Source organism: Stenotrophomonas maltophilia group sp. SKK55, assembly GCF_057179845.1.
Genome location: NZ_JBXUHP010000011.1, coordinates 173,949 through 198,985, shown reverse-complemented (window position 1 = coordinate 198,985; position 25,037 = coordinate 173,949). Strand labels below are relative to the sequence as shown.

Below are 25,037 nucleotides of genomic sequence, written 5' to 3'. Positions count from 1 at the left end.
TGATGAACAGGATTACCCATTACTTCAAGAGCCTGCTGCTGCTCGAACTGCTGGCCGGCCTCTGGCTGACGCTGAAGTACAGCTTCAAGCCGAAGTACACGATGATGTACCCGATGGAGAAGTTCCCGCAGTCGCCGCGCTTCCGTGGCCTGCACGCCCTGCGCCGTTATCCCAACGGCGAAGAGCGCTGCATTGCCTGCAAGCTGTGTGAAGCGGTGTGCCCGGCGCTGGCCATCACCATCGACTCGGCCAAGCGCGAGGACGGCACCCGCCGCACCACCCGCTACGACATCGACCTGTTCAAGTGCATCTTCTGCGGCTTCTGCGAAGAAAGCTGCCCGGTGGACTCGATCGTCGAAACCCACATCCTCGAGTACCACTTCGAGAACCGTGGCGAAAACATCGTTACCAAGCCGCAGCTGCTGGCCCTTGGCGACCGTCTCGAGTCCGAGATCGCCGAGCGTCGTGCCGCCGATGCCGCTTACCGCTGAGGTCGAGAGATGGATTGGGTAAATATCGCTTTCTGGGTGTTCGCCATCGCGGCAACGGTTTCGGCCGGTGCGGTGATCAGCGTGCGCAACCCGGTTCACGCCGTGCTCTGCCTGGTGCTGACCTTCTTCTCCATTGCCTGCGTGTGGCTGCTGGTGGGTGCCGAGTTCCTCGGCGTGGCCCTGGTGCTGGTCTATGTCGGCGCGGTGATGGTGCTGTTCCTGTTCGTGGTGATGATGCTGGACATCGACCCCACCAAGCTGCGTGAGGGCTGGGTGCGCTACCTGCCGGTCGGCCTCATCGTCGCGGTGGCGATGCTGGCGCAGATGCTGATCCTGATCGGCGTCAAGGCACGCTCGGTCACGCCGTTCCCGGCCGACAACGCCGCTGCGGTCGCCGCCGACAGTTCCAACATCACCTGGCTGGCACGCACGCTGTTCACCGAGTACCTGCTGCCGTTCGAGTTCGCCGCCGTCATCCTGACCGTGGCCGTGGTTGCCGCCGTGATGCTGACCCTGCGCCGCCGTACCGGCGTCAAGAGCCAGAACCCGGGCGAGCAGACCATGGTCAAGGCCGGCCAGCGCCTGCGCATGGTCAAGATGGGTGCCGAAGCACCGGTCGTGCACAGCAACAGCAAGCCGGCCACCGGCGAGGAGACCCAGCCGTGATTACCCTTGGCCACATCCTTGCGCTTGGCGCGGTGCTGTTCGCCATCAGCCTGGCCGGCATCTTCCTCAACCGGAAGAACGTCATCGTCCTGCTGATGTCGATCGAACTGATGCTGCTGTCGGTGAACATCAACTTCGTCGGCTTCTCGCGCCAGCTGGGCGATCCGTCCGGCCAGCTGTTCGTGTTCTTCATCCTGACCGTCGCCGCCGCGGAAGCCGCCATCGGCCTGGCGATCCTGGTGACCCTGTTCCGTACCCGCCGCACGATCAATGTCGGCGAAGTCGATTCGTTGAAGGGCTGATCCACAGATGGAAATCACTCTCTCCAAGAGTCTGTTGATCGCAGTGGTGCTCGCACCGCTGTTCGGCAGCATCATCGCCGGCCTGTTCGGTCGCCAGGTCAAGCGCTTCGGCGCGCAGACCATCACCATCCTCGGCGTCGCGGTGGCCTGCGGCCTGTCGATGTACACGTTCTACCAGTTGATGTGGGGCGGCGCGCAGCCGTTCAACCAGAACATCTATACGTTCTTCGAAGTCGGCCAGTACTCGGCCCACGTCGGCTTCATGGTCGACAAGCTGACCGCGATGATGATGGTGGTGGTGACCTTCGTGTCGCTGCTGGTCCACATCTACACGATCGGCTACATGCAGGACGATCCGGGTTACCAGCGGTTCTTCAGCTATATCTCGCTGTTCACCTTCTCGATGCTCACCCTGGTGATGAGCAACAACTTCCTGCAGCTGTTCTTCGGCTGGGAAGCGGTGGGCCTGGTGTCGTACCTGCTGATCGGCTTCTGGTTCAAGCGCCCGACCGCGATCTTCGCCAACATGAAGGCGTTCCTGGTCAACCGCGTCGGTGACTTCGGCTTCCTGCTCGGCATCGCCGGCGTGCTTTGGGTGTTCGGCACCCTGGACTACTCGCAGGTGTTCTCGCAGGCCGGCATGCTGGCCGACCCGCGCGCCCAGCTGCAGATCTGGGACGGCACCCTCCTGGGCATGCAGCTGCTGAACGAGCCGGTGATCTGGTCGATCGCCACCGTCATCTGCATCTGCCTGTTCATCGGTGCCATGGGCAAGTCGGCCCAGGTCCCGCTGCACGTGTGGCTGCCCGACTCGATGGAAGGCCCGACCCCGATCTCGGCACTGATCCACGCCGCGACGATGGTGACCGCCGGTATCTTCATGGTCACCCGCATGTCGCCGCTGTTCGAGCTGTCGCAGACCGCGCTGAACTTCGTGCTGTTCATCGGTGCCACCACCGCCTTCTTCACCGGCCTGATCGGCATCGTGCAGAACGACATCAAGCGCGTCGTCGCGTACTCCACGCTGTCGCAGCTGGGGTACATGACGGTTGCACTGGGCGTGTCGGCCTACTCGGCCGCCGTGTTCCACCTGATGACCCACGCCTTCTTCAAGGCGCTGCTGTTCCTGGGTGCCGGCTCGGTCATCATTGCCATGCACCACGAGCAGGACATGCGCAGGATGGGTGGCCTGCGCAAGTACATGCCGATCACCTTCATCACCATGTGGATCGGTACGCTGGCACTGGTGGGTACGCCGTTCTTCTCCGGCTTCTACTCGAAGGACACCATCATCGAGGCCGCCGAGCTGCACGCGCACCTGTCCAACAACTGGGTGGCCACCTACGGCTACTGGGCAGTGCTGGGTGGCGTGATCGTCACCAGCTTCTACAGCTTCCGCCTGCTGTTCCTGACCTTCCACGGCAAGGAGCGTTTCCGCGACGTGCATCATGACGATCATGGTCACGGCCATGACGATCACCACGCCGCCGACGCCCACCACGGCGATGCGCATCACGATGACCACGGCCATGGCCACGGTCCGCATGAGCCGCACGAAACCCCGTGGGTGGTGACCCTGCCGCTGATCCTGCTGGCCATCCCGTCGATCGCCATCGGTTTCTTCAGCATCGGTCCGATGCTGTACGGCACCGACTGGGCCGGCCACCATGCCCACGATGCCATCAAGGGCCAGGCGCATACGTTCTTCACCGGCATCGTCGACTTCTACGATCCGGCCAAGAACACCATCGGCTTCCTGGGTGAGGAGTTCCACGGCCCGGTCGCCTTCGCGCTGCACGGCATGATGGCTCCGGCGTTCATGCTGACCGTCGCGGGCTTCCTGCTGGCCGTACTGTTCTACCTGTGGAAGCCGGACCTGTCGGGCAAGGCGCGCAAGTCCTTCGCTCCGCTGGTGTCGGTGCTGGAAAACAAGTACGGCTTCGACAAGCTGTGGATCGATGGCTTTGCCGGTGGCAGCGTCAAGCTGGGCAAGGTCTCGCGCTGGATCGACAGCAACATCGTCGACGGCGTGGTCAATCTCTCGGCACGTGTTGTGGACGTCGCAGCCGGCGTGCTGCGTCGTACCCAATCCGGTTTCCTCTATCACTACGCCTTCGCGATGATCATCGGCCTGATTGCCCTGCTGGGCGTGCTGATGCATTACCTGCGTTGATGACCTGTACGGAATAAGAAGACGTGTCGAACTGGCCTCTACTCAGTGTCCTCATCTGGCTGCCGATCATCGGTGGTGCCCTGATCCTTGCGATCCGTGATGCGCAGACCGCCCGCTGGGCGTCGCTGGGCGTCGCGGTGCTCACCTTCGTTGCAAGCCTCTCGCTGCTGAGCGGCTACAACGCGGGCATCGACGGCCTGCAGTTCGTCGAGACCCATGCGTGGATCCCGGCGTACAAGATCGGCTACAACCTGGGCGTGGACGGCATTGCCGTGGCGCTGATCCTGCTGACCACCCTGGTCAGCGTGCTCGCCCTGATCGGCGCCTGGAGCGCCATCGACAAGCGCGTGAACCAGTACGTGGCAGCCTTCCTGATCCTGGAAGGCGTCACCGTCGGTATCTTCGCGGCGACGGATGCGATGCTGTTCTACGTGTTCTTCGAGGCGATGCTGATCCCGATGTTCCTGATCATCGGTGTCTGGGGCGGCCCGCGCCGCATCTACGCTGCGCTGAAGTTCTTCCTGTACACCTTCCTCGGCTCGGTGCTGATGCTGGTGGCACTGATCTACCTGTACATGAAGGGCGGCAGCTTCCAGCTGGCCGACCTGTATGCACTGCCGCTGTCGGCCAAGGAACAGACCTGGATCTTCTTCGCGTTCCTGATCGCCTTCGCGGTCAAGGTGCCGATGTTCCCGGTCCATACCTGGCTGCCGGATGCCCACGTGGAAGCGCCGACCGCCGGTTCGGTGATCCTGGCCGCCATCGCCCTGAAGATCGGTGGCTATGGCTTCCTGCGCTTCAACCTGCCGATCGTCCCGGACGCGTCGCAGGAATGGGCCTGGCTGGTGATCGCGCTGTCGTTGATCGCGGTGATCTACGTTGGCCTGGTCGCCCTGGTGCAGGACGACATGAAGAAGCTGATCGCCTATTCGTCGATCGCGCATATGGGCTTCGTCACCCTGGGCACCTTCATCGCCCTGTGGCTGGTGCGTGAAGCCGGCAACGCCGATGCCGCCCGCCTGGGCCTGCAGGGCGCCATGGTGCAGATGATCTCGCACGGCTTCGTGTCCGGCGCGATGTTCTCCTGCGTCGGCGTGCTGTACGACCGCATGCACAGCCGCCGCATCGCCGATTACGGCGGCGTGGTCAACGTGATGCCGTGGTTCGCCACCTTCGCCATGCTGTTCTTCATGGCCAACGCGGGCCTGCCGGGTACCAGCGGTTTCGTCGGCGAGTTCATGGTCATCCTCTCGGCCTTCCAGCGTAATCCGTGGATCGCGCTGGGCGCGGCCACCACCCTGATCATCGGCGCCGCCTACACCCTGTGGCTGTACAAGCGCATCTTCTTCGGTGAAGTGGCCAACAGCCATGTTGCCGAACTGAAGGACATCAACGGCCGCGAATGGCTGGTGCTGGGCGTGTTCGCCATCGGCGTGCTGGCCCTGGGCATCTATCCCAAGCCGCTGACCGACCTGATGGAGCCCTCGATCGCGAAGCTGGCGATGCAGATCGCATCCAGCAAGCTGCTGTAATTCCAGGATTTGATGATGACCACCTCGCCGCTGCTGCCATTGACCGCCGCTGACCTGCCACCGCTCGCTCCCGAGCTGGTGCTGATCGGCAGCGCCTTCGCCCTGATGATCCTCGACCTGTTCGTCAGCAACCGGAACAAGATCGTCACCCACCTGTTCTCGCTCGCTGCGCTGGCCGTGGTGCTGTTCATGCTGGCCACCGGCGTGGGCGGGCAGGGCGAGGTCTTCCATGGCATGTTCGTGCGCGATACCGCCGCGGACGTGATGAAGACCGGGATCGTGCTGCTCAGCGGCCTGACCCTGGTCTATGGCTGGCGTTATCTGCGTGACCGCAACCTGTTCCAGGGCGAGATCCCGGTGCTGATCCTGTTCGGCACCGCCGGCATGATGATCCTGGTGTCGGCCGGCAGCCTGCTGATGGTCTACCTGGGCCTGGAACTGCTGGCGCTGTGCTCCTACGCCCTGGTCGCCAGCAACCGCGAAAACGGCCTGGCCTCGGAAGCGGCGATGAAGTACATCGTGCTCGGCTCGCTGGCCTCGGGCCTGCTGCTGTACGGCATGTCGCTGATCTACGGCGCGACCGGCAGCCTGCACCTGGACGTCATCCGTGACGCCATCCCGCACTCGGAAGAGCGCGTGCTGCTGATCACCGGTGCGGTGTTCATGATCGCCGGCGTCGCCTTCAAGCTGGGTGCGGCACCGTTCCACATGTGGCTGCCGGACGTGTACCAGGGTGCCCCGGCACCGATCGCGCTGTTCATCAGCTCGGCGCCGAAGCTGGCCGCCTTCGGCATGGCCTACCGCCTGCTGGAAATGGGCGTGGGCCCGCTGTCGACGGAACTGCAGCTGCTGATCGCCGGCCTGGCCGCAGTCTCGTTGGTCATCGGCAACCTGATGGCCATCGCGCAGAGCAATCTCAAGCGCATGCTGGCGTTCTCCACCGTCTCGCACATCGGCTTCCTGCTGATGGGCATCGCCGGTGGTGGCGCGCAGGGCTATGCCGCTGCGCTGTTCTACGCACTGGCCTACGCCATCATGTCGACCGCCGCCTTTGGCGCGATCATCGCGCTGTCGCGTGCCGGCTTTGAAGCCGAGAACATCGAGGACTTCAAGGGCCTCAATGCCCGCAACCCGTGGATGGCAGGCCTGGTGCTGTGCATCATGGCGTCGCTGGCCGGCATCCCGCCGTTCCTGGGCTTCTGGACCAAGCTGGCGGTGCTGGGCGCGGCCGTCAACGGCGGCCTGCTGTGGCTGGCCATCCTGGGCGTGCTGTGCGCCGTGGTCGGCTGCTTCTACTACCTGCGCGTCATCAAGGTCATGTACTTCGATGAGCCGGTGGGCGAGGCCATGCCGCGCAACAACGACCGCGTGCTGGGTGTGGTGCTGGGCGTCAATGCCCTGGCGCTGCTGGCCCTGGGCCTGGCCTGGAACCCGATCATGGTCTGGTGCCAGCAGGCATTTGCGCATCTTGCATAAAAGTTGACACAAAGCTGCGCGATTCGTGTAATATGCGCAGCCTGAGTTGTCACTGCAGCGGTTCAGCCAGAACATCGTTGCGGTAGCCCTCCTCGAAAGAGCAGGGCAGCAGTTCAAACACTTCCGGTGCGGGGTGGAGCAGTCTGGCAGCTCGTCGGGCTCATAACCCGAAGGTCGCAGGTTCAAATCCTGCCCCCGCTACCAACTTCCGATCGGCGCCAACCGGTTTGATGAATGAGGGAAGGCTTGCAGTTTTTGGAGCCATCGCTCATAATTCCGCTTCTGATGCGGGGTGGAGCAGTCTGGCAGCTCGTCGGGCTCATAACCCGAAGGTCGCAGGTTCAAATCCTGCCCCCGCTACCAAGTAAGAAGATCGCCTTCGAAGTCCTGCTTCGAGGGCGTTTTTCTTTGGGCTGGCCCGGCGCTACCCGTACGCCGCACGGTGGTAGCGCCGGGCCATGCCCGGCGAGCGCAGCGGACGCTTCGGGGTAGCCCCGCACCTTGCACCAGCGCGGTGCAGCCGCTATCATCAGCGGCCTAGCAGTACCCCTGAAGGCGGCCTCCCAGCGGGAGTCCGGACCCGGAAGGAGGGCCGCAACCGGCAGGCAATGCAGGTTGCAACCGGAATCCAGTCACCGGAGTCTTTCCGGAAAAGGGGCCCAACGGGCCCTTTGTCGTTTCCGGGGCGTCATGTTTCCACGCCGGCCAAGGCCGGCACCCAACCATAGAGATCAAGGCAGGCTGTGAGCGACAAGGCAACCGACATCGCGAATCTGCTCGCCCCGACCGTTGTGTCGCTGGGCCTGGAGCTGCTGGGCGTTGAGTATCTGCCGGCCCCCGGCGGTGCGACCCTGCGCCTTTACATCGACGTGCCGCTGGCTGAACAGCCCGAGCGCATCATCAATGTCGACGACTGCGAGCGGGTCAGCCGCGAAGTCTCGGCGCAGCTGGACGTCGAAGACCCGATCAGCGGCAATTACACGCTGGAAGTGTCCTCGCCGGGCGTGGACCGCCCGCTGTTCAACCTGGAGCAGTTCGGCCGCCACCAGGGTGAATCGGCCAAGGTCACGCTGAAGCTGCCGCAGGACAACCGTCGTCGCCTGCAGGGCCGCATCGAAGCGATCGACGAGGCCGCGGGCACCGTCACCTTCATCGTCGACAAGGCTGAAGTGGTCGTGTCGGCCGACAACATCGACAAGGCACGGATCATGCCCGACTGGGTGGCGCTGGGGCTGGCCCCGAGCAAGCCGACCGGTCCGGCACCGAAGCGTCCGAAGCCGAACACGAATTCTTCTTCCAACGAGCCGGCGGCAAAGAAGCCGCGCGCGGAGTGAGCCAATGAGCAAGGAACTGTTGCTGGTAGTCGACGCAGTCGCCAACGAGAAGGGCGTGCCGCGTGAAGTGATCTTCGATGCCATCGAGGCCGCCCTGGCCTCGGCAGCGAAGAAGCGCTATCCCGAGGAGGAAGTGCTGACCCGCGTGGTCATCGACCACAAGGATGGCAGCTACGAAACCTTCCGCCGCTGGGAAGTGGTGGCTGATGACGTGGTCATGGAATCCCCGGATCGCCAGATCCGCCTGATGGACGCCGTCGACGAGGCCGAAGGCGTCGAGGTCGGCGACTACATCGAAGAGCAGATCGAGAACCCGGACTTCGGCCGCATCGCTGCCCAGGCCGCCAAGCAGGTCATCGTCCAGCGCGTGCGCGAAGCCGAGCGCCAGCAGGTCGTGGATGCATGGAAGGATCGCGTGGGTGAGCTGATCACCGGTGTGGTCAAGCGCGCCGAGCGCGGCAACATCTACGTCGACCTCGGTGGCAATGCCGAAGGCTTCATTCCGAAGGACAAGGGCATTCCGCGCGACGTGCTGCGTGCCGGCGACCGCGTGCGCGGCTACCTGGCCGAAGTGCGCTCGGAGCCGCGTGGCCCGCAGCTGTTCATCAGCCGCGCCGCGCCGGAGTTCATGATCGAGCTGTTCAAGCTGGAAGTGCCGGAAGTCGGCCAGGGCCTGGTGGAAATCAAGGCCTGCGCCCGCGATCCGGGCGACCGCGCCAAGATCGCCGTGCTGGCCCACGACCAGCGCACCGATCCGATCGGTGCCTGCATCGGCATGCGCGGTTCGCGCGTGCAGGCCGTGTCCAACGAGCTCAATGGCGAGCGCGTGGACATCGTGCTGTGGAACGACAACCCGGCCAACTTCGTCATCAACGCGATGGCGCCGGCCGAAGTGCAGTCGATCATCGTCGATGAGGACAAGCACTCGATGGACCTGGCCGTTGCCGAAGACCGCCTGGCCCAGGCGATCGGCAAGGGCGGCCAGAACGTGCGCCTGGCCAGCCGCCTGACCGGCTGGCAGCTCAACGTGATGACCCAGGACCAGGTCACTGCCAAGTCGGAGGCCGAGCAGGCTGCCGCCCGCCAGCTGTTCATGGACAAGCTGGAAGTGGACGAGGAAATCGCCGGCATCCTGGTCAGCGAAGGCTTCGGCACCGTCGAGGAAATCGCATATGTCCCGGTCGGCGAACTGCTGGCCGTGGAAGGTTTCGACGAGGACATCGTCGAAGAGCTGCGCGCTCGTGCCCGCGATGCGCTGCTCAATGAGGCCCTGGCAGTCGAGGAAGGCCTTGAAGACGGCCAGCCGGCGCAGGACCTGCTGTCCCTGAAGGGCATGGACGAAGCCACCGCATATGCGCTGGCCGGCCACGGCGTGCGTACCAGCGAGGACCTGTCCGACCTGGCCGCCGACGAGGTCATGGACTTCGGCATCGAAGGACTGGATCAGGCGCGCGCCGCTGCGCTGATCCTGGCCGCCCGTGCCGAGGAGATCGCCCGACTGGAACGCGGCGAATGAGCCGGCAATGAACAGGGCCCTGAGCCGCTCAGGGCGTAGAATCCGCGCCACCTCCAGATGCGGGGGGGCGCCCACAAGATCATAGGATCCGAATGTCGCAGCAAACCACCATCCGCAAGCTTGCCGAACTGGTCAACACGCCGGTCGAAAAACTGCTGGAACAGCTGGCCGGTGCCGGCATGAAGTTCAGCGGTCCCGACCAGGTCGTGACCAGCTCCGAGAAGGTAAAGCTCCTGGGCTTCCTTCGTCGTTCGCACGGCAAGCCCGAGCAGGCCCCGGAAGAGACCGATCAGTCTGCGAAGAAGATCACGCTCAACCGCCGGAAGCAGCAGGAAGTGACGGTCAATTCCGGTCGCAGCAAGACGACCGTGAATGTCGAGGTGCGCCAGAAGCGTACCTACGTCAAGGATGGTGCTCGCGCCATGACGCCGGACGAAGAGCGCGCCGACATCCTGCGCAAGCTGGAAGAGTCGCGTGCGCGCAACCTCGCCGAACAGCAGGCCCTGGCCGAGAAGGATCGTCTGCGCGACGAGGCCATCGTCCGTGCCCGTGAGGAAGAGGCCGCCGCCAAGGAACGCGCCGAAGCCGAGAAGAAGGCTGCCGAGGAAGCTGCGGCTGCGGCCAAGGCGGCCGAGGCACTGGCCGCCAGCAAGCCCAAGCGTGCTCCGATCGACGAAACCGCGCCGCGCCCGCCGCGCGCCCCGGCCGCCGCCCCGGCTGCGCCGCGTGGTGCTCCGCCGCCGCCGCCGCGCAACGACGAGCGCAACAACCGCAGCGCGCCGCGCAACGAGCGTGGCCCGGGCGACCGCTTCGCCGGCCAGATGCACCTGTCGGCCGCCGACCGTGCGCGTCGCGGCAACAGCAACAACAGCAATTCGCGTGGACGTCCGGGTGGCCGCAACCAGTCCGGTGGCCGTCGCGACATGTCGCGTGGTGGCAACAATGCCGGTCCGCACGCGTTCGAACGCCCGACCGCCCCGGTCGTGCGTGAAGTCGCGATCGGCGAGACCATCACCGTGGCCGACCTGGCGCAGAAGCTCGCGCTGAAGGGCGGCGAGGTGGTGAAGGCGCTGTTCAAGATGGGCGTGATGGCGACCATCACCCAGTCCATCGACCACGACACCGCTGCGCTGGTGACCGAAGAACTCGGCCACAAGGCGATCCGTGCCAACGACAACGATGCCGAAGACGCGCTGCTTGCTTCGACCGGTGAAAACCAGGGCGAAGCCGTGCAGCGCCCGCCGGTGGTCACCATCATGGGTCACGTCGACCACGGCAAGACCTCGCTGCTGGACTACATCCGCCGCACCAAGGTTGCCCACGGCGAAGCCGGCGGCATCACCCAGCATATCGGTGCCTATCACGTCGAAACGCCCAAGGGCGTCATCAGCTTCCTGGATACCCCGGGCCACGCCGCGTTCACCTCGATGCGTGCCCGCGGTGCCAAGCTGACCGACATCGTGGTGCTGGTGGTTGCTGCCGACGACGGCGTCATGCCGCAGACCAAGGAAGCGATCCAGCACGCCCGTTCGGCGGGTGTGCCGCTGATCGTGGCGATCAACAAGATCGACAAGTCCGGTGCCGACCCGATGCGGGTCAAGAACGAGCTGCTCTCCGAGCAGGTCGTGGCCGAAGAGTTCGGTGGTGACATCCAGATGGTGGAGATCTCGGCCAAGACCGGCCTGGGCATCGACGACCTGCTGGACGCGGTGTCGGTGCAGGCCGAACTGCTGGAACTGAAGGCCGTCGACGAAGGCCGCGCCTCGGGCGTGGTGATCGAATCGTCGCTGGACAAGGGCCGCGGCCCGGTCGCTACGGTGCTGGTGCAGCAGGGCCGCCTGAAGAAGGGCGACTACCTGGTGTGCGGTATCCAGTACGGCCGCGTGCGTGCGCTGTTCGACGAAACCGGCAAGCAGCCGGAGTTCGCCGGCCCGTCGATCCCGGTGCAGGTCCTGGGCCTGTCCGGTGTGCCGGAAGCCGGAGACGACTTCGTGGTGGTCGAGGACGAGCGCCTGGCCAAGGATGTTGCGCAGCAGCGTGAGACCAAGCGCCGTGAGTCGCGCCTGGTCGCCACCGCTGGCAGCCGCATGGAAGACATCATGGCGACCCTGGGCAAGGGCGAGGGCCAGCAGGTTCTCAACCTGGTCATCAAGGCCGACGTGCAGGGTTCGGTGCAGGCCCTGAGCCAGGCGCTGGTCGCGCTGTCCAACGAAGACATCCGCATCAACGTGATCCACTCCGGCGTCGGCGGCATCACCGAATCGGACGCCAACTCGGCGGCTGCTTCGAAGGCCACCGTCATCGGCTTCAACGTGCGTGCGGATGCTTCGGCCCGCCGCATCATTGAATCCAACGGCGTCGACCTGCGTTACTTCTCGATCATCTATGACGTGATCGATCAGGTGAAGCAGGTGGCATCCGGTCTGCTGGGCGTGGAGATCCGCGAAGAGATCATCGGTATCGCCGAGGTCCGCGACGTCTTCCGCAGCTCCAAGCTGGGCGCCGTTGCCGGCTCGATGGTCATCGAGGGCGTGGTCAAGCGCAACAAGCCGATCCGCGTGCTGCGCGACAGCGTGGTGATCTTCGAGGGCGAGCTGGAATCGCTGCGTCGCTTCAAGGAGAATGTCGAGGAAGTCCGCAACGGTACCGAATGCGGTATCGCGGTGAAGGCCTACAACGACGTCAAGCCAGGCGACCAGATCGAGTGCTTCGAGCGTATCGAAGTGCCGCGCACCCTGTAATGCTGCAAGGTGGCCCGACCAACGGTCGGGCCCTACCATGTACCTGTAGCGCCCGACCGTTGGTCGGGCGACAACTGAACCAAGAGCTGCTCGTGCCCAAGACTTTCCATCGAACCGACCGTGTCTCCGCCCAGCTGCGCCGTGAACTCGGCACCCTGGTGCACAACGCCGTGCGCGAGCACGGGTTGCCCTCGGTGAGCGTGTCCGACGTGGAAATCACCCGCGACATGGCCCATGCCAAGGTGTTCGTCACCGCCCTGATGCCGGAACGCTCGGCTGAAGCCGTGGCCGGCCTGAAGGAGCTGGGCTACCGCCTGCGCATGGACCTGGCCCGTGCGATGAAGCTGCGCCACGTGCCGGAGCTGCATTTCCACTACGACGATTCGGTCGACCGTGGTGAGCACATCGACAACATCCTGCGCGACCTGCCCGATACGCTGGCCGCGGAGAAGCGTCGCGAGAGCGACGAAGAATAAGCTAGCGCCGGGCCCATGCCCGGCGTCTTTTCATTCTGACCGTGCGAGGCCGGACGCTGGCCGCGCTTCGCGCTCGCCGGGCATGGCCCGGCGCTACCCGTATCTGTCATGACCCGAATTCAGTTCCGCCGCCTGGATGGCATCCTGCTGCTCGACAAGTCGACCGGCATGAGCTCCAACGCCGCCCTGCAGGTGGCGCGCCGCCTGTTCCGTGCCGAGAAGGGTGGCCACACCGGCAGCCTCGACCCGTTGGCCACCGGCCTGCTGCCGCTATGCTTCGGCGAGGCGACCAAGATCGCCGGCCTGCTGCTGGGTTCGGCCAAGGCGTACGATGCCGAGATCGTGCTCGGCCAGACCACGGATACCGATGATGCCGAGGGCCAGGTGCTGCTGCAGCGTCCGGTGCCGGCGATCAGCGCCGAGGCCCTGCAGGCTGCGCTGGCACCACTGACGGGGAACATCCGCCAGCGGGCGCCGATCTATTCGGCGCTGAAGCAGGGCGGTGAACCGCTGTATGTGAAGGCCCGCCGCGGCGAGGCCATCGAGGCCCCGGAGCGCGAGGTCCAGGTGCACGCCATCGAGGTACTCGAGCAGCAGCCGGAACGGCTGCGGCTGCGCGTGACCTGTGGCTCCGGCACCTACATCCGCAGCCTGGCACGCGACCTCGGCGAACGCCTGGGCTGCGGCGCCCATATCAGTGCGCTGCGCCGGCTATGGGTCGAGCCGTTCCGTGAACCGGTGATGGTCACCCTGGACCAACTGCGGGTGATGGCCGAGGCCGGCGACGAGGCGGGCATGGACGCGCTGCTGCTGCCGCTGGCGGCCGGCCTGGCCGAGTATCCGCGGGTCGACCTCGACGCCGCCCAGGCTCACCGTTTCTGCGTCGGCCAGCGCCAGCGTGACATGACCTGGCCGCATGGCCTGGTGGCCGTGTTCGGTCCGGACGATGCTGTCCAGGGCCTGGGCCAGGTCGACGACAGTGGCCTGCTGGCCCCGCAGCGCCGTTTCAACCTCTGACCGGGGCAGGGTGGTTCAGCCCCGGTCCTTGTCCCGGAAGCCCCTGGCCGTTACAATTTCGCGGCCGTTTTCCGGCAACCTGCCTCCCGCAGGTTTCATCCTCGTAGTCCACGGCGAGCCTGGCGGTGCGCGAAGCGCGTTCCTGCCGGCCACGCATCACAGAGAAAAAAGAAATGTCGATCGACACCCAGAAGGTCATTGAAGACAACAAGCGCAGCGCCGCTGACACCGGCTCCCCGGAAGTCCAGGTTGCCCTGCTGACCGCCCGCATCGAACTGCTGACCGGCCACTTCAAGACCCACAAGAAGGATCACCACAGCCGCCGCGGCCTGCTGCAGATGGTCAACCGCCGTCGCAGCCTGCTCGACTACCTGAAGAAGAAGGACGTCGAGCGTTACAAGGCCCTGATCGAAAAGCTTGGCCTGCGTCGCTAAGCAACGAATCCCCCGCGGCGCAGCGATGCGCCGCGGTTTTGTTTTGTAGCACCGCAATCCCCGATTCAGGCCGGAACGATCCGGCCACCCGCTGGCGGCAAGGGTCGCCGACGGTCCAAATTCGCAGACAGCATCCCCAAGGACACCCTCCGTGGCAAAAATCACCAAAACCTTCCAGTACGGCAAGCACACCGTCACGCTTGAGACCGGCGAAGTCGCCCGCCAGGCCAGCGGTGCGGTCATCGTCAAGATGGACGACACCGTACTGCTGGTCACCGCCGTCGCCGCCAAGAGCGCGCGCGAAGGCCAGGACTTCTTCCCGCTGACCGTCGATTATCAGGAAAAGTTCTACGCCGGCGGCCGCATCCCGGGTGGTTTCTTCAAGCGTGAAGGCCGTGCAACCGAGAAGGAAACGCTGATCTCGCGTCTGATCGACCGTCCGATCCGTCCGCTGTTCCCGGAAGACTACAAGAACGAAGTGCAGATCATCGCCACGGTCATGTCGCTGAACCCGGACGTGGACGGCGACATCCCGGCCCTGATCGGCGCCTCGGCTGCGCTGGCCCTGGCCGGCACCCCGTTCATGGGCCCGATCGGCGCTGCCAAGGTCGGCTACAAGAACGGCGAGTACATCCTGAACCCGACCGTCAGCGAACTGGCTGACTCGCAGCTGGAACTGGTTGTCGCCGGTACCTCCAACGCCGTGCTGATGGTCGAATCCGAAGCCGCGCTGCTGTCCGAAGAAGTGATGCTGGGCGCCGTGACCTTCGGTCACCGCGAAATGCAGAAGGTCATCAACGCGATCAACGAGCTGACCGTCGAAGCCGGCACCAAGCCGTCGACCTGGGAAGCCCCGGCCAAGAACGACGCGCTGATCTCCGCCCTGAAGGAAGCCATCGGCCCGCGCCTGGGCGAAGCCTTCCAGGTGCGTGACAAGCTGCAGCGCCGTGACGCCATCTCGGCGATCAAGAAGGACGTGTTCGAAGCCCTGGCCGGCCGTGTGGCCGCCGAAGGCTGGAACCCGGCCGAGCTGTCGAAGGAATTCGGCGAACTGGAATACCGCACCATGCGTGACTCGGTGCTGGACACCAAGGTCCGCATCGACGGCCGTGCGCTGGACACCGTCCGCCCGATCACCGTGAAGACCGGCGTGCTGCCGCGTACCCACGGTTCCTCGCTGTTCACCCGTGGCGAAACCCAGGCCATCGTGACCATCACGCTGGGCACCGCCCGTGACGGCCAGGTCATCGACGCCGTTGCCGGTGAGTACAAGGAAAACTTCCTGTTCCACTACAACTTCCCTCCGTTCTCGGTGGGTGAGTGCGGCCGCATGATGGGCCCGAAGCGCCGCGAAATCGGCCACGGTCGTCTGGCCAAGCGCGGCGTGCTGGCTGTCATGCCGTCGCTGGAAGCCTTCCCGTACACCATCCGCGTCGTTTCGGAAATCACCGAGTCGAACGGTTCCTCGTCGATGGCCTCGGTCTGCGGCTCGTCGCTGGCGCTGATGGACGCCGGCGTGCCGGTGAAGGCCCCGGTGGCCGGCATTGCCATGGGTCTGGTCAAGGAAGGCGACCGTTTCGTGGTCCTGTCCGACATCCTGGGTGACGAAGATCACCTGGGCGACATGGACTTCAAGGTGGCCGGTACCGCTGAGGGCATTTCCGCCCTGCAGATGGACATCAAGATCGAAGGCATCACCGAAGAGATCATGAAGCAGGCCCTGCAGCAGGCCAAGGCTGGCCGTCTGCACATCCTGGGTGAAATGGCCCACGGCCTGACCGCTCCGCGTGAGGAGCTGTCGGACTACGCGCCGCGCCTGCTGACCATCAAGATCCACCCGGACAAGATCCGCGAAGTGATCGGCAAGGGTGGCTCGACCATCCAGGCCATCACCAAGGAAACCGGCACCCAGATCGACATCCAGGACGATGGCACCATCGTCATCGCGTCGGTCAACGCCATCGCTGCCCAGGCTGCCAAGGCCCGCATCGAGCAGATCACCTCGGACGTCGAGCCGGGCCGCATCTACGAAGGCAAGGTCGCCAAGATCATGGACTTCGGTGCGTTCGTCACCATCCTGCCGGGCAAGGACGGCCTGGTCCACGTGTCGCAGATCTCCAGCGAGCGCGTCGAGAAGGTCGGCGACAAGCTGAAGGAAGGCGATGTGGTCAAGGTCAAGGTGCTGGAAGTCGACAAGCAGGGCCGTATCCGCCTGTCGATGAAGGCCGTCGAAGAAGGCGAAGGCGCCAGCGCCGAATAATCGGTACTGCTGATCGTGCGGTGGGTGAGGACCGTTGGTCCTCACGCTTTCGCAAATGAAAAAGCGGGCTTCGGCCCGCTTTTTCTTTGCCTCGATGTTGTGAAGAGACGCTCATCCAGGTCGCTGCATGTCCTGCTGCAGTGCATGATCGCCGCCACGCAGCCATCGTTCTGTCACCGTTGCACGGATCGCGCCTGTCCATGGGACGACATGCCGCGACATCCGTACCGCAGCCCCATCGGTTTGCTAACGTGGCGGCGCCTTTGAACCGGGAGATCCCATGTTCCGCCAGACCGTGGCCGTCCTTGCCGTGCTGATTGCCGGTGCCTTGCCCATTGCCGCGCACGCAGCGCCCGCACAGCAGCCGATCTTCGGCGCCTATTACCCTGGTGGATCGGCCGAGCGCTATCCGGTGTCGAGCATTCCGGCCGAGCGCCTGACACACCTGTTCTACGCGTTCTCCACCATCGAGGACGGCCGCTGCACGGTCGGTGCGGAAGCGCCGAAGAATTTCGCCGCACTGGCCCAACTCAAGAAGGCGCACCCGCACCTGCGCACGCTGATCTCCATTGGCGGCTGGGGCGCAGGCGGCTTCTCCGATGCGGCACTGACCGAAACCAGCCGCAAGCGCCTGGTCGACTCATGCATGGCGCTGTTCTTCGAGCGCCATGCAGGCAGCTTCGATGGTGTGGACATCGACTGGGAATTCCCGGTCAGTGGTGGGCCGAAGGAGCTGGCACACCGCCCGCAGGATCGCGCCAACCTGACCCGGCTTGCGCAGGCCTTCCGCCAGGCACTCGATGCGCGCGGTCGCAAGGTTGGCCAGCCGATGCTGCTGACCGCCGCGTTGGCCGCCGGTCGCCTGCAGACCGATGGCCCCTATGATCCGGCGGCGAGCTACGACCTGCCGGCGCTGGCCAGGGTGTTCGATTTCATCAACCTGATGAGCTACGACATGGGCACCGGCTTCTCGTCGGTGTCGACCTTCAATGCTCCCTTGCATGAGGTGCCGGCCGATCCGCTGGCGCCGGAGCTGCGCCGCTGGAACAACGTGGCCGGCGCCGTGCAGTACTACCGCGAGCACGGTGTACCGGCCGACAAGCTGGTGCTGGGCGTGCCGTTCTACGGGCGCGGCTTCAAGGTCACCGGCGATGCACCGGATGGCCTGTATCAGCCTTACAGCGCACCGGCCGACGCCGGCGACTGGCGGGTGATCAAGGCGCGCTATCTCGACCAGCCGGGCTGGACCAGGCACTGGCAGCCGCAGGCGCAGAGCCCGTGGCTGTACAACGCCGAACAGAAGGTCTTCATCAGCTATGAAGACCCGCGCTCGATCGGGCTGCGTGCGCAGTTCGCCCGCGAGCAGGGCCTGGCCGGGGTGTTCATGTGGGAGCTGACCGGCGACGACGAGCAGGCCAGCCTGCTCAACGCCATGCTCGGCCCGTGGCAGAACGCGCGTATCGGCGATTGAGTCGCCTGCTGGCGCCGGGCCATGCCCGGCGACGCTTCAGTCCGCCCAGACGCTGTTCGGATCGCCGTTGCGGGCGCGGCGCTGGCTGGCGACGGCCAGGCGGGCGAAGCCGAAGGCCATGGCCAGCGCGATGGCATCGACCCAGAACAGCGGCCACTGGCCACGCCCGGCGGCCCGCCACAGCCAGTCACCATTGAGTGCACCGTGCAGGACCGGCACCAGTGCAGTGCTGATCGCTGCGGCCCACAGCAGTTCGCGCGCGGCCTGCGCGGGACGGCGCAGTGCAGCCCACAGCGCACAGGCTGCCCAGCTGCCGAAGCAGGCCCAGCGGATGCCGTGGTCGACCGCCGACGGTGCCAGCCGCTCCAGCACCAGTGCGGTGACGAACGCGATCGAGATCGCCACGCACAGGCCGATGCACACGCCGACCGTGGCCCGCGCCATGTTCACACCGGCACGTGGCTGTTGCGGCTGGCGACGCTTGCGCCGCGACTCGATCCACAACAGGTTGCCGGAGTAGAACAGGAACGCACCGCCGAGGCCGAGCAGGAAGTACAGCCAGACCACCACGCCGTTGCCGAACTCACCGAAGTGCAGCGCGTAGGCGGCGCTGAGCGTGGCGTGGTTGGCGTCGCGCTGGCCCGGCAGCTGGGAGGCCAGCAGGTCGCCGCTGGCCACGTCCAATGCCACGGCACCAAGCGGGCCGAGGGTGCCACTGGCCTCGCCGGTGATCTCGATCGTGGCGTTGGCATCGCCGCCATTGGCCAGCTTCAGGTAGGCCGGTTCAAAGTTGGCCACGCCCTGCGCGCGGGCCACTTCAAGTGCGCGCGCATGCAGCACGCGCAGGCTGCCCGGTGGTGCCGGAATCCCGCTGGCATCGCGCACCGGCGCAGTGTCCATCGCGGTCGGTACCGCCTGCAGCGCCTTGCCATCGTAGATCAGCGGATTGAGCAGGGCCATCTGCACGAACACCAGGCACAGCAGGGCGCCCGTGACCGCGAACATCAGGTGGAAGGGCAGGCTGAGCACGCCGATCACGTTGTGCGCGTCCTGCCACAGCTGCTTCAGGTTGCGACCCGGGCGCAGCGCGAACAGGTCGCCGAACAGCCTAGGCAGGTGGATCACCAGGCCGCTCAGCAGCGCCATGCCATACAGCAGGCTGACGATGCCCATCACATAGATGCCGGCCACCGGCAGGCCGAGGCTGTAGTGCAATTCGTTGACCAGTTCGGCCAGTCCGGTCTGCGGCGGCGCGGGGCTGCCGGCGATCTGGCCCGGCCAGGCGTAGCGCCAGCTGCCGTCGTCGGCCTGCCAGTACGCCAGGGGCTGCGGGTGTTCGGTACCGGGGAAGGTCATGCCAACGTGGCGGCGGGCCTCCGGGTGTGTCGCCAGTACGTCTTCCAGCAGATACTGCGCATCGTCCAGGCCCGCCGGCAGGGCGGTGGCGGCGCCCGGGGTCTGCCACAGCGGCAGGTCGTGATGGAACAGGGTCAGCGCACCCGCATAGAAGGCCACGAAAAGGCCGAAGCCGGCGACCAGGCCGACCCAGGTGTGCAGGGTGGTGAATGTGCGCAGCGTCTGCGAACTGAACTTCATGGGGGAGCTCTCATTGCACCGCGCCGGCCAGGCGCAGCAGCCCGAGCACGGCGAAGCCGGCTGCGGCGCTGCCACCCAGAACCAGCCAGGCGCGCAGTGCGCTGCGGAAGCTGAACGCCCACAGGGCGGCCAGCATCCATAACGGGATGAAGGCGATCAGGGTCGGCACCAGTGCGCGCTGCCACGGGCCGGGCGGCAGCCAGGCCAGCAGGCCGGTCGCGGCGGCCGCAAGCAGGAAGCCAGCGATGATGCCGGCGATGGCGCGCGACCACATCACGGCGACTCCGTGCCCGGGCGATGCCAGGCGGCCAGCGCCGGCAGCAGCATCGCGGCGAGCATCCAGGTGCACAGCATCGCCACCAGACCGGCAGCGAAGCCGAGTTCGGCCATCCACAGCCACAATGCGGCAGCCGCGGCGACCAGGCCGATCTGGCGGCCGAGGCGACCGGCGCGGCGCAGGCGCGGCCAACGGCAGTGCGGCGAGGCGGCATAGAAGGCCAGTGCCGAAAACATCGCTGCCAGCATGCCCAGGCTGCAGAAGCCCAGGGTGGAAAGGCCGACGGTGATCATTGCGGGCGGGCGCCGCGGCAGTGGGCCGGCGAACGCGGGGCACGGGCGGGGCCGGCGGGAGCCGGTCGGAGCGGGTGGCGCATCACGAGGTCCTGGGGGAAGCGGGCAGGCTGGCACGGGGCGGGCTGCGCGGACATGGTAATCATTGCGTTTTCACGCCGCCAGCGCCGGCCATTCAGCGGACCGTACGGCAGCCCTTGGGCTTTCCGGTGCGCTGGTTTAAGATCGTCGCAGACTCCTGACTGGAACAAGGTGGCCCGCGCCCAGCGCCGGCCGAGCGTGCGACATGAGCACTACCACCGCCCACTGTTGACCTGCCCCCGAAGGCCCTGTGTTCCAGGCGCCCTCGCGGCGCTTTTTTATTGCCCGGGCCGCGGCCCGGGAACGCTTTCCAGCCCGCCCCGCGGGCCCGCACGAAACCAATGCGATGATCAACATTACCCTTCCCGACGGCAGCCGCCGCGAGTTCGAAAATCCCGTCAGCGTCATGGACGTCGCCCAGTCGATCGGTGCCGGCCTGGCCAAGGCCACCATCGCCGGTTCCGTCGATGGCGTGCTGGTCGATGCCAGCGACGTCATCGACCACGATGCCAGCCTGCGCATCATCACCGCCAAGGACGAGGAGGGCGTGGAGATCATCCGCCACTCCTGCGCCCACCTGGTCGGCCACGCCGTCAAGCAGCTGTACCCGGACGTGAAGATGGTGATCGGCCCGGTGATCGCCGAGGGCTTCTACTACGACATCTATTCCGAGCGCCCGTTCACGCCGGACGACATGGCCGCGATCGAGAAGCGCATGGGTGAACTGATCGCCCAGGACTACGACGTCATCAAGAAGATGACGCCGCGCGCCGAGGTGATCGAGATCTTCAAGGCCCGTGGCGAGGACTACAAGCTGCGCCTGATCGAAGACATGTCCGACGACATCCAGGCGATGGGCATGTACTACCACCAGGAATACGTGGACATGTGCCGCGGCCCGCACGTGCCGAACACGCGCTTCCTGAAGGCCTTCAAGCTGACCCGCATCTCCGGCGCCTACTGGCGCGGCGACGCGCAGAACGAGCAGCTGCAGCGCATCTACGGCACCGCCTGGGCCGACAAGAAGCAGCTCGAGGCGTACATCAAGCGCATCGAGGAAGCCGAGATGCGCGACCACCGCCGCATCGGCAAGCAGCAGGACCTGTTCCACCTGCAGGAAGAAGCCCCGGGCCTGGTGTTCTGGCACCCGAAGGGCTGGGCACTGTGGCAGGTGGTCGAGCAGTACATGCGCAAGGTCTACCGCAACAGCGGCTACGGCGAAGTGCGCTGCCCGCAGATCCTGGACGTGAGCCTGTGGAAGAAGTCCGGCCACTGGGACAACTACCAGGACAACATGTTCTTCACCGAATCGGAGAAGCGCACCTACGCGGTCAAGCCGATGAACTGCCCGGGCCACATCCAGGTGTTCAACCAGGGCCTGCACAGCTACCGCGACCTGCCGATCCGCTACGGTGAGTTCGGTTCCTGCCACCGCAACGAGCCGTCCGGCGCGCTGCACGGCATCCTGCGCGTGCGTGGCTTCACCCAGGACGACGGCCACGTGTTCTGCACGGAAAACCAGATCGAGTCGGAAGTGACGGCCTTCCACCAGCAGGCGCTGGCGGTTTACCGGCACTTCGGCTTCGACGAGATCCAGATCAAGATCGCGCTGCGTCCGGAATCGCGCCTGGGTGACGACGCCACCTGGGACAAGGCCGAAGGCGCGCTGCGCTCGGCACTGACCGCCTGTGGTGTGGAATGGCAGGAGCTGCCGGGCGAGGGTGCCTTCTACGGCCCGAAGATCGAGTACCACCTGAAGGACGCGATCGGCCGTACCTGGCAGCTGGGCACCATGCAGGTCGACTTCATGATGCCGGGCCGCCTGGGCGCCGAGTACGTGGACGAGAACAGCCAGAAGAAGCACCCGGTCATGCTGCACCGCGCCATCGTCGGCTCGATGGAGCGCTTCCTGGGCATCCTGATCGAGCACCATGCCGGCCAGTTCCCGGCCTGGCTGGCCCCGACCCAGGTGGTGGTGGCCAACATCACCGACGCCCAGGCCGACTACGTCTCGGGCGTGACCAAAACCCTTGCGGAGCAAGGCTTCCGCGTCAGCTCGGATTTGCGTAACGAGAAGATCGGCTATAAAATCCGTGAGCATACGTTGCAGCGCGTGCCCTACCTGCTGGTCATTGGTGACCGCGAGAAGGAAAATGGGGCTGTGGCGGTGCGTACGCGTTCTGGCGAAGATCTGGGCAGCATGAGCCTGCAGGCCTTCATCGAGCGGCTCCACGCCGAGGGCGCGTAAGCAAAGGTCCGGTCCGGGCGCACAGGCACCCGGACCGGTTCGATACCCTTGGGAGAACGTAATATCAGCACCCCTGACAACAAACAGAACCGCAAGAATCAGGAAATCCGTGTGCCGCGCGTCCGCGTGATCGGCAGTGACGGAGAAATGATCGGCGTGTTGTCGCGCGACGAAGCGCTGTCCATGGCCGAAGATGAAGGCCTGGACCTGGTCGAAATCCAGCCGCAGGCCGATCCGCCGGTCTGCAAGATCATGGACTTCGGCAAGTTCAAGTTCGAAGCGCAGAAGAAGGCCAGTGAGGCCAAGAAGAAGACCAAGCAGGTCGAGATCAAGGAAGTGAAGTTCCGTCCGGTCACGGACGAGGGCGACTACCAGATCAAGCTGCGCAAGATGCGCGGGTTCCTTGAGGATGGTGACAAGATCAAGGTCAACATCCGCTTCCGTGGCCGTGAAATGAGTCACCAGGAGCTGGGTCGTGAAATGGCCAACCGGATCGAGGCCGATCTGGGCGAGGACATCGTCATTGAATCCCGTCCGCGCCTGGAAGGGCGTCAGATGGTCATGATGATCGCGCCGAAGAAGAAGACCTGAGGCCTGACGGGCCGCCCTCCGGGGCGCCTGGCTGAACGGTTCAGGGTGAAGGGGCGCCATCGGCGCCCCTTCGCTTTTGCGGCAGGCCGGTGAATTGCCGTGAAAGGGTTGCAGGGGCTGGTGGCAGGGCGGTTTTGCCTGTATCATGCCCGGCTCGACCCACCCAGGACGGGTCGTACGCCGATCATGGCAGGACGGAAAGAGCGGCCCAGGCCGCCGCCAGATCAGTCAGAAACCAGGGTCATATCCCATCAAGGACATTGCAATGCCCAAGATCAAGACCAACCGGGCAGCGGCCAAGCGTTTCCGCAAGACCGCCTCGGGCAAGTACAAGTGCGGCCACGCCAACCGTAGCCACATCCTCACGAAGAAAGCGACCAAGCGTAAGCGTAATCTGCGTCAGACGGGCCATGTCCGTGCAGAAGACGCAGGCCGTCTGGACCGCATGCTCCCTTACCTCTGAGGAACTGAAAAATGGCACGAGTTAAGCGTGGCGTACAGGCGCGTCGCCGCCACAAGAAGATTCTGGATCTCGCCAAGGGCTATTACAACGCCCGTCGCAAGGTCTTCCGCGTCGCCAAGCAGGCGGTCATCAAGGCACAGCAGTACGCCTACATCGGCCGTAAGCAGAAGAAGCGCAACTTCCGTTCGCTGTGGATCACCCGTATCAATGCGGCTGCCCGCATCAACGGCCTGAGCTACAGCCGCTTCATGAACGGCCTGTTGAAGGCCGGCATCACCCTGGATCGCAAGGTCCTGGCTGACATCGCCGTGCACGACGCAGCCGGTTTTGCTGCGCTGGCCGAAAAGGCCAAGGGCGCGCTGGCGGCATAAGTCCTTCCCGATGCCGTAACCGTTCACTCGGAACGGTGTCAGGTCAAGGCAATGCATGGGGAAGGGCGCAAGTCCTTCCCCATTCTTTTTTGGGTCCCGGCGAGGCCATGGCGGCAGCGCGGGGACGGCGGTGGCGACAGGGGTCGGCCCTTCGCGCATCGCGATGGCAGATCGACTGGAGTTCCGGCCCCCCCATGAGCGACATCCAATCCCTCACCACCCAGGCGCTGGCCGATGTGGCCGCCGCACAGAGCCCCGACGTGCTGGAACAGCTGCGCGTGGCCCTGCTTGGCAAGAGTGGCAGCATCACCTCGCAGCTCAAGCAGCTCGGTGCCCTGCCGGCCGACGAGCGCAAGGCCGCCGGTGAAGCGATCAACCAGGCTCGTGACGCGCTGACCCGCGCGCTGGGCGAGCGCAAGGCGCTGCTGGAAGACGCGGCGCTGGATGCGCGCCTGGCCGCCGAAGCCATCGACATCACCCTGCCGGGCCGCAACGGCGAGCGTGCCGGCCTGCACCCGATCACCCGCACCCTGGAGCGCATCACCGGCATCTTCGGCCGGCTGGGCTACGAGCTGTCGGAAGGGCCGGAGATCGAGGACGACTGGCACAATTTCGAGGCGCTGAACTTCCCGCCGCACCACCCGGCGCGCGCCATGCACGATACCTTCTACTTCGGCGACGGCCGCCTGCTGCGCACGCACACCTCGGGCGTGCAGGTGCGCTACATGGGCGACCACGCGCCGCCGCTGCGCATGATCGCCGCCGGCAAGGTGTACCGCAGCGACAGCGACCAGACCCATTCGCCGATGTTCCATCAGGTGGAAGGCCTGCTGGTGGACGAGCATTCGACCTTCGCCGACCTGAAGGGCACGCTGGCCGAGTTCGTGCGCGCCTTCTTCGAGCGCGACTTCGAGATGCGCTTCCGCCCCAGCTACTTCCCGTTCGTTGAACCGGGCGCGGAAGTGGACATCGCCTGGCAGCAGCCCGATGGCAGCACCCGCTGGCTGGAAGTGCTGGGCTGCGGCATGGTCCATCCGAACGTGCTGCGCAACGTCGGCATCGATCCGGAGCGCTACACCGGCTTCGCCTTCGGCATGGGCGTGGAGCGCTTCGCGATGCTGCGTTACGGCGTCAACGATCTGCGCGCGTTCTTCGAGAACGACGTGCGATTCCTGAAACAGTTCGCGTAAGCCGCAACCATGTAGAGCCGAGCCATGCTCGGCTGCTC

General features: G+C 65.3%; 22 protein-coding genes and 2 tRNA genes. 21 read left to right on the top strand and 3 right to left on the bottom strand.

The annotated features are described in order from the left end of the window. The first annotated feature begins 2 nt into the window (after positions 1-2). The 16 genes from nuoI to AC2A1N_RS05830 all read left to right on the top strand — a co-directional run bounded on the left by nuoI (position 3) and on the right by AC2A1N_RS05830 (position 17,889). Positions 3-491 carry an NADH-quinone oxidoreductase subunit NuoI gene (gene nuoI, locus AC2A1N_RS05905; RefSeq protein WP_005417924.1) on the top strand — a complete coding sequence of 163 codons (489 nt, stop codon included), beginning with the start codon at positions 3-5 and terminating at the stop codon, positions 489-491. Positions 492-500: 9 nt separating this feature from the next. Then, a complete protein-coding gene (locus tag AC2A1N_RS05900) occupies positions 501-1,157 on the top strand; it encodes an NADH-quinone oxidoreductase subunit J (protein ID WP_005417923.1) in 657 nt (218 codons plus the stop codon). Beyond that, complete coding sequence (nuoK, locus tag AC2A1N_RS05895) at positions 1,154-1,459, top strand: NADH-quinone oxidoreductase subunit NuoK (protein ID WP_005417921.1); 306 nt, start codon at positions 1,154-1,156, stop codon at positions 1,457-1,459. The genes AC2A1N_RS05900 and nuoK overlap by 4 nt, the downstream gene beginning before the upstream one ends. Positions 1,460-1,466: 7 nt before the next feature. Then, the gene (nuoL, locus tag AC2A1N_RS05890; protein ID WP_242892483.1) at positions 1,467-3,632 is read left to right on the top strand and encodes an NADH-quinone oxidoreductase subunit L; all 2,166 of its coding nucleotides are present in this window, start codon (positions 1,467-1,469) and stop codon (positions 3,630-3,632) included. A 23-nt stretch (positions 3,633-3,655) separates the two neighbouring features. Continuing rightward, positions 3,656-5,164, top strand: coding sequence for an NADH-quinone oxidoreductase subunit M (locus tag AC2A1N_RS05885; RefSeq protein WP_005410452.1), 1,509 nt, complete (start codon positions 3,656-3,658; stop codon positions 5,162-5,164). 15 nt (positions 5,165-5,179) lie between these two features. Then, positions 5,180-6,640 (top strand): NADH-quinone oxidoreductase subunit NuoN, encoded by a 1,461-nt coding sequence (nuoN, locus tag AC2A1N_RS05880; RefSeq protein WP_049415243.1) that lies wholly within the window; start codon positions 5,180-5,182, stop codon positions 6,638-6,640. A 127-nt stretch (positions 6,641-6,767) separates the two neighbouring features. Then, positions 6,768-6,844, top strand: a tRNA-Met gene (locus tag AC2A1N_RS05875). 82 nt (positions 6,845-6,926) lie between these two features. Continuing rightward, positions 6,927-7,003 (top strand) — tRNA-Met (locus AC2A1N_RS05870). 380 nt (positions 7,004-7,383) lie between these two features. Beyond that, complete coding sequence (gene rimP, locus AC2A1N_RS05865; protein WP_049413675.1) at positions 7,384-7,974, top strand: ribosome maturation factor RimP; 591 nt, start codon at positions 7,384-7,386, stop codon at positions 7,972-7,974. A gap of 4 nt (positions 7,975-7,978) precedes the next feature. Continuing rightward, entirely contained in the window at positions 7,979-9,490 is a 1,512-nt protein-coding gene (nusA, locus tag AC2A1N_RS05860) for a transcription termination factor NusA (RefSeq protein WP_005417911.1), read from the top strand. Between the two features lie 92 nt (positions 9,491-9,582). After that, on the top strand, positions 9,583-12,231 hold the full coding sequence (gene infB / locus AC2A1N_RS05855) for a translation initiation factor IF-2 (RefSeq protein ID WP_053499259.1): 2,649 nt from the start codon (positions 9,583-9,585) through the stop codon (positions 12,229-12,231). 92 nt (positions 12,232-12,323) lie between these two features. After that, on the top strand, positions 12,324-12,707 hold the full coding sequence (rbfA, locus tag AC2A1N_RS05850) for a 30S ribosome-binding factor RbfA (protein WP_005410447.1): 384 nt from the start codon (positions 12,324-12,326) through the stop codon (positions 12,705-12,707). 108 nt (positions 12,708-12,815) lie between these two features. Beyond that, positions 12,816-13,724, top strand: a complete 909-nt coding sequence (gene truB, locus AC2A1N_RS05845) for a tRNA pseudouridine(55) synthase TruB (RefSeq protein ID WP_061478095.1) — start codon at positions 12,816-12,818, stop codon at positions 13,722-13,724. Positions 13,725-13,897: 173 nt separating this feature from the next. Then, on the top strand, positions 13,898-14,158 hold the full coding sequence (gene rpsO, locus AC2A1N_RS05840) for a 30S ribosomal protein S15 (RefSeq protein ID WP_005417886.1): 261 nt from the start codon (positions 13,898-13,900) through the stop codon (positions 14,156-14,158). Positions 14,159-14,309: 151 nt separating this feature from the next. After that, positions 14,310-16,418: a polyribonucleotide nucleotidyltransferase gene (gene pnp / locus AC2A1N_RS05835; RefSeq protein WP_005417884.1), complete on the top strand. Its 2,109-nt coding sequence runs from the start codon at positions 14,310-14,312 to the stop codon at positions 16,416-16,418. Between the two features lie 280 nt (positions 16,419-16,698). Next, complete coding sequence (locus AC2A1N_RS05830; protein ID WP_484371751.1) at positions 16,699-17,889, top strand: glycoside hydrolase family 18 protein; 1,191 nt, start codon at positions 16,699-16,701, stop codon at positions 17,887-17,889. 36 nt (positions 17,890-17,925) lie between these two features. Here the strand turns inward: AC2A1N_RS05830 and AC2A1N_RS05825 are convergent, their stop codons facing one another. The 3 genes from AC2A1N_RS05825 to AC2A1N_RS05815 are packed head-to-tail and all read right to left on the bottom strand — an operon-like array spanning position 17,926 to position 20,055. Further along, positions 17,926-19,485: a PepSY-associated TM helix domain-containing protein gene (locus AC2A1N_RS05825; RefSeq protein ID WP_242892504.1), complete on the bottom strand. Its 1,560-nt coding sequence runs from the start codon at positions 19,483-19,485 to the stop codon at positions 17,926-17,928. A 10-nt stretch (positions 19,486-19,495) separates the two neighbouring features. Next, positions 19,496-19,759 carry a hypothetical protein gene (locus tag AC2A1N_RS05820; RefSeq protein ID WP_061478092.1) on the bottom strand — a complete coding sequence of 88 codons (264 nt, stop codon included), beginning with the start codon at positions 19,757-19,759 and terminating at the stop codon, positions 19,496-19,498. Further along, positions 19,759-20,055 (bottom strand): hypothetical protein, encoded by a 297-nt coding sequence (locus AC2A1N_RS05815; protein ID WP_005410439.1) that lies wholly within the window; start codon positions 20,053-20,055, stop codon positions 19,759-19,761. The genes AC2A1N_RS05820 and AC2A1N_RS05815 overlap by 1 nt, the downstream gene beginning before the upstream one ends. Positions 20,056-20,482: 427 nt before the next feature. Here AC2A1N_RS05815 and thrS point away from each other — a divergent pair, with 427 nt between their 5' ends. From thrS to AC2A1N_RS05790, 5 genes are all read left to right on the top strand, one after another. Next, the gene (gene thrS, locus AC2A1N_RS05810) at positions 20,483-22,384 is read left to right on the top strand and encodes a threonine--tRNA ligase (protein WP_134968480.1); all 1,902 of its coding nucleotides are present in this window, start codon (positions 20,483-20,485) and stop codon (positions 22,382-22,384) included. 48 nt (positions 22,385-22,432) lie between these two features. Then, on the top strand, positions 22,433-22,975 hold the full coding sequence (gene infC, locus AC2A1N_RS05805) for a translation initiation factor IF-3 (RefSeq protein WP_019660568.1): 543 nt from the start codon (positions 22,433-22,435) through the stop codon (positions 22,973-22,975). A 265-nt stretch (positions 22,976-23,240) separates the two neighbouring features. Further along, positions 23,241-23,438, top strand: a complete 198-nt coding sequence (gene rpmI / locus AC2A1N_RS05800) for a 50S ribosomal protein L35 (protein WP_005410436.1) — start codon at positions 23,241-23,243, stop codon at positions 23,436-23,438. 11 nt (positions 23,439-23,449) lie between these two features. Continuing rightward, positions 23,450-23,809 carry a 50S ribosomal protein L20 gene (gene rplT / locus AC2A1N_RS05795; RefSeq protein ID WP_005410435.1) on the top strand — a complete coding sequence of 120 codons (360 nt, stop codon included), beginning with the start codon at positions 23,450-23,452 and terminating at the stop codon, positions 23,807-23,809. 194 nt (positions 23,810-24,003) lie between these two features. Further along, the gene (locus AC2A1N_RS05790) at positions 24,004-24,999 is read left to right on the top strand and encodes a phenylalanine--tRNA ligase subunit alpha (protein WP_072169124.1); all 996 of its coding nucleotides are present in this window, start codon (positions 24,004-24,006) and stop codon (positions 24,997-24,999) included. The last annotated feature ends 38 nt before the right edge of the window (positions 25,000-25,037 follow it).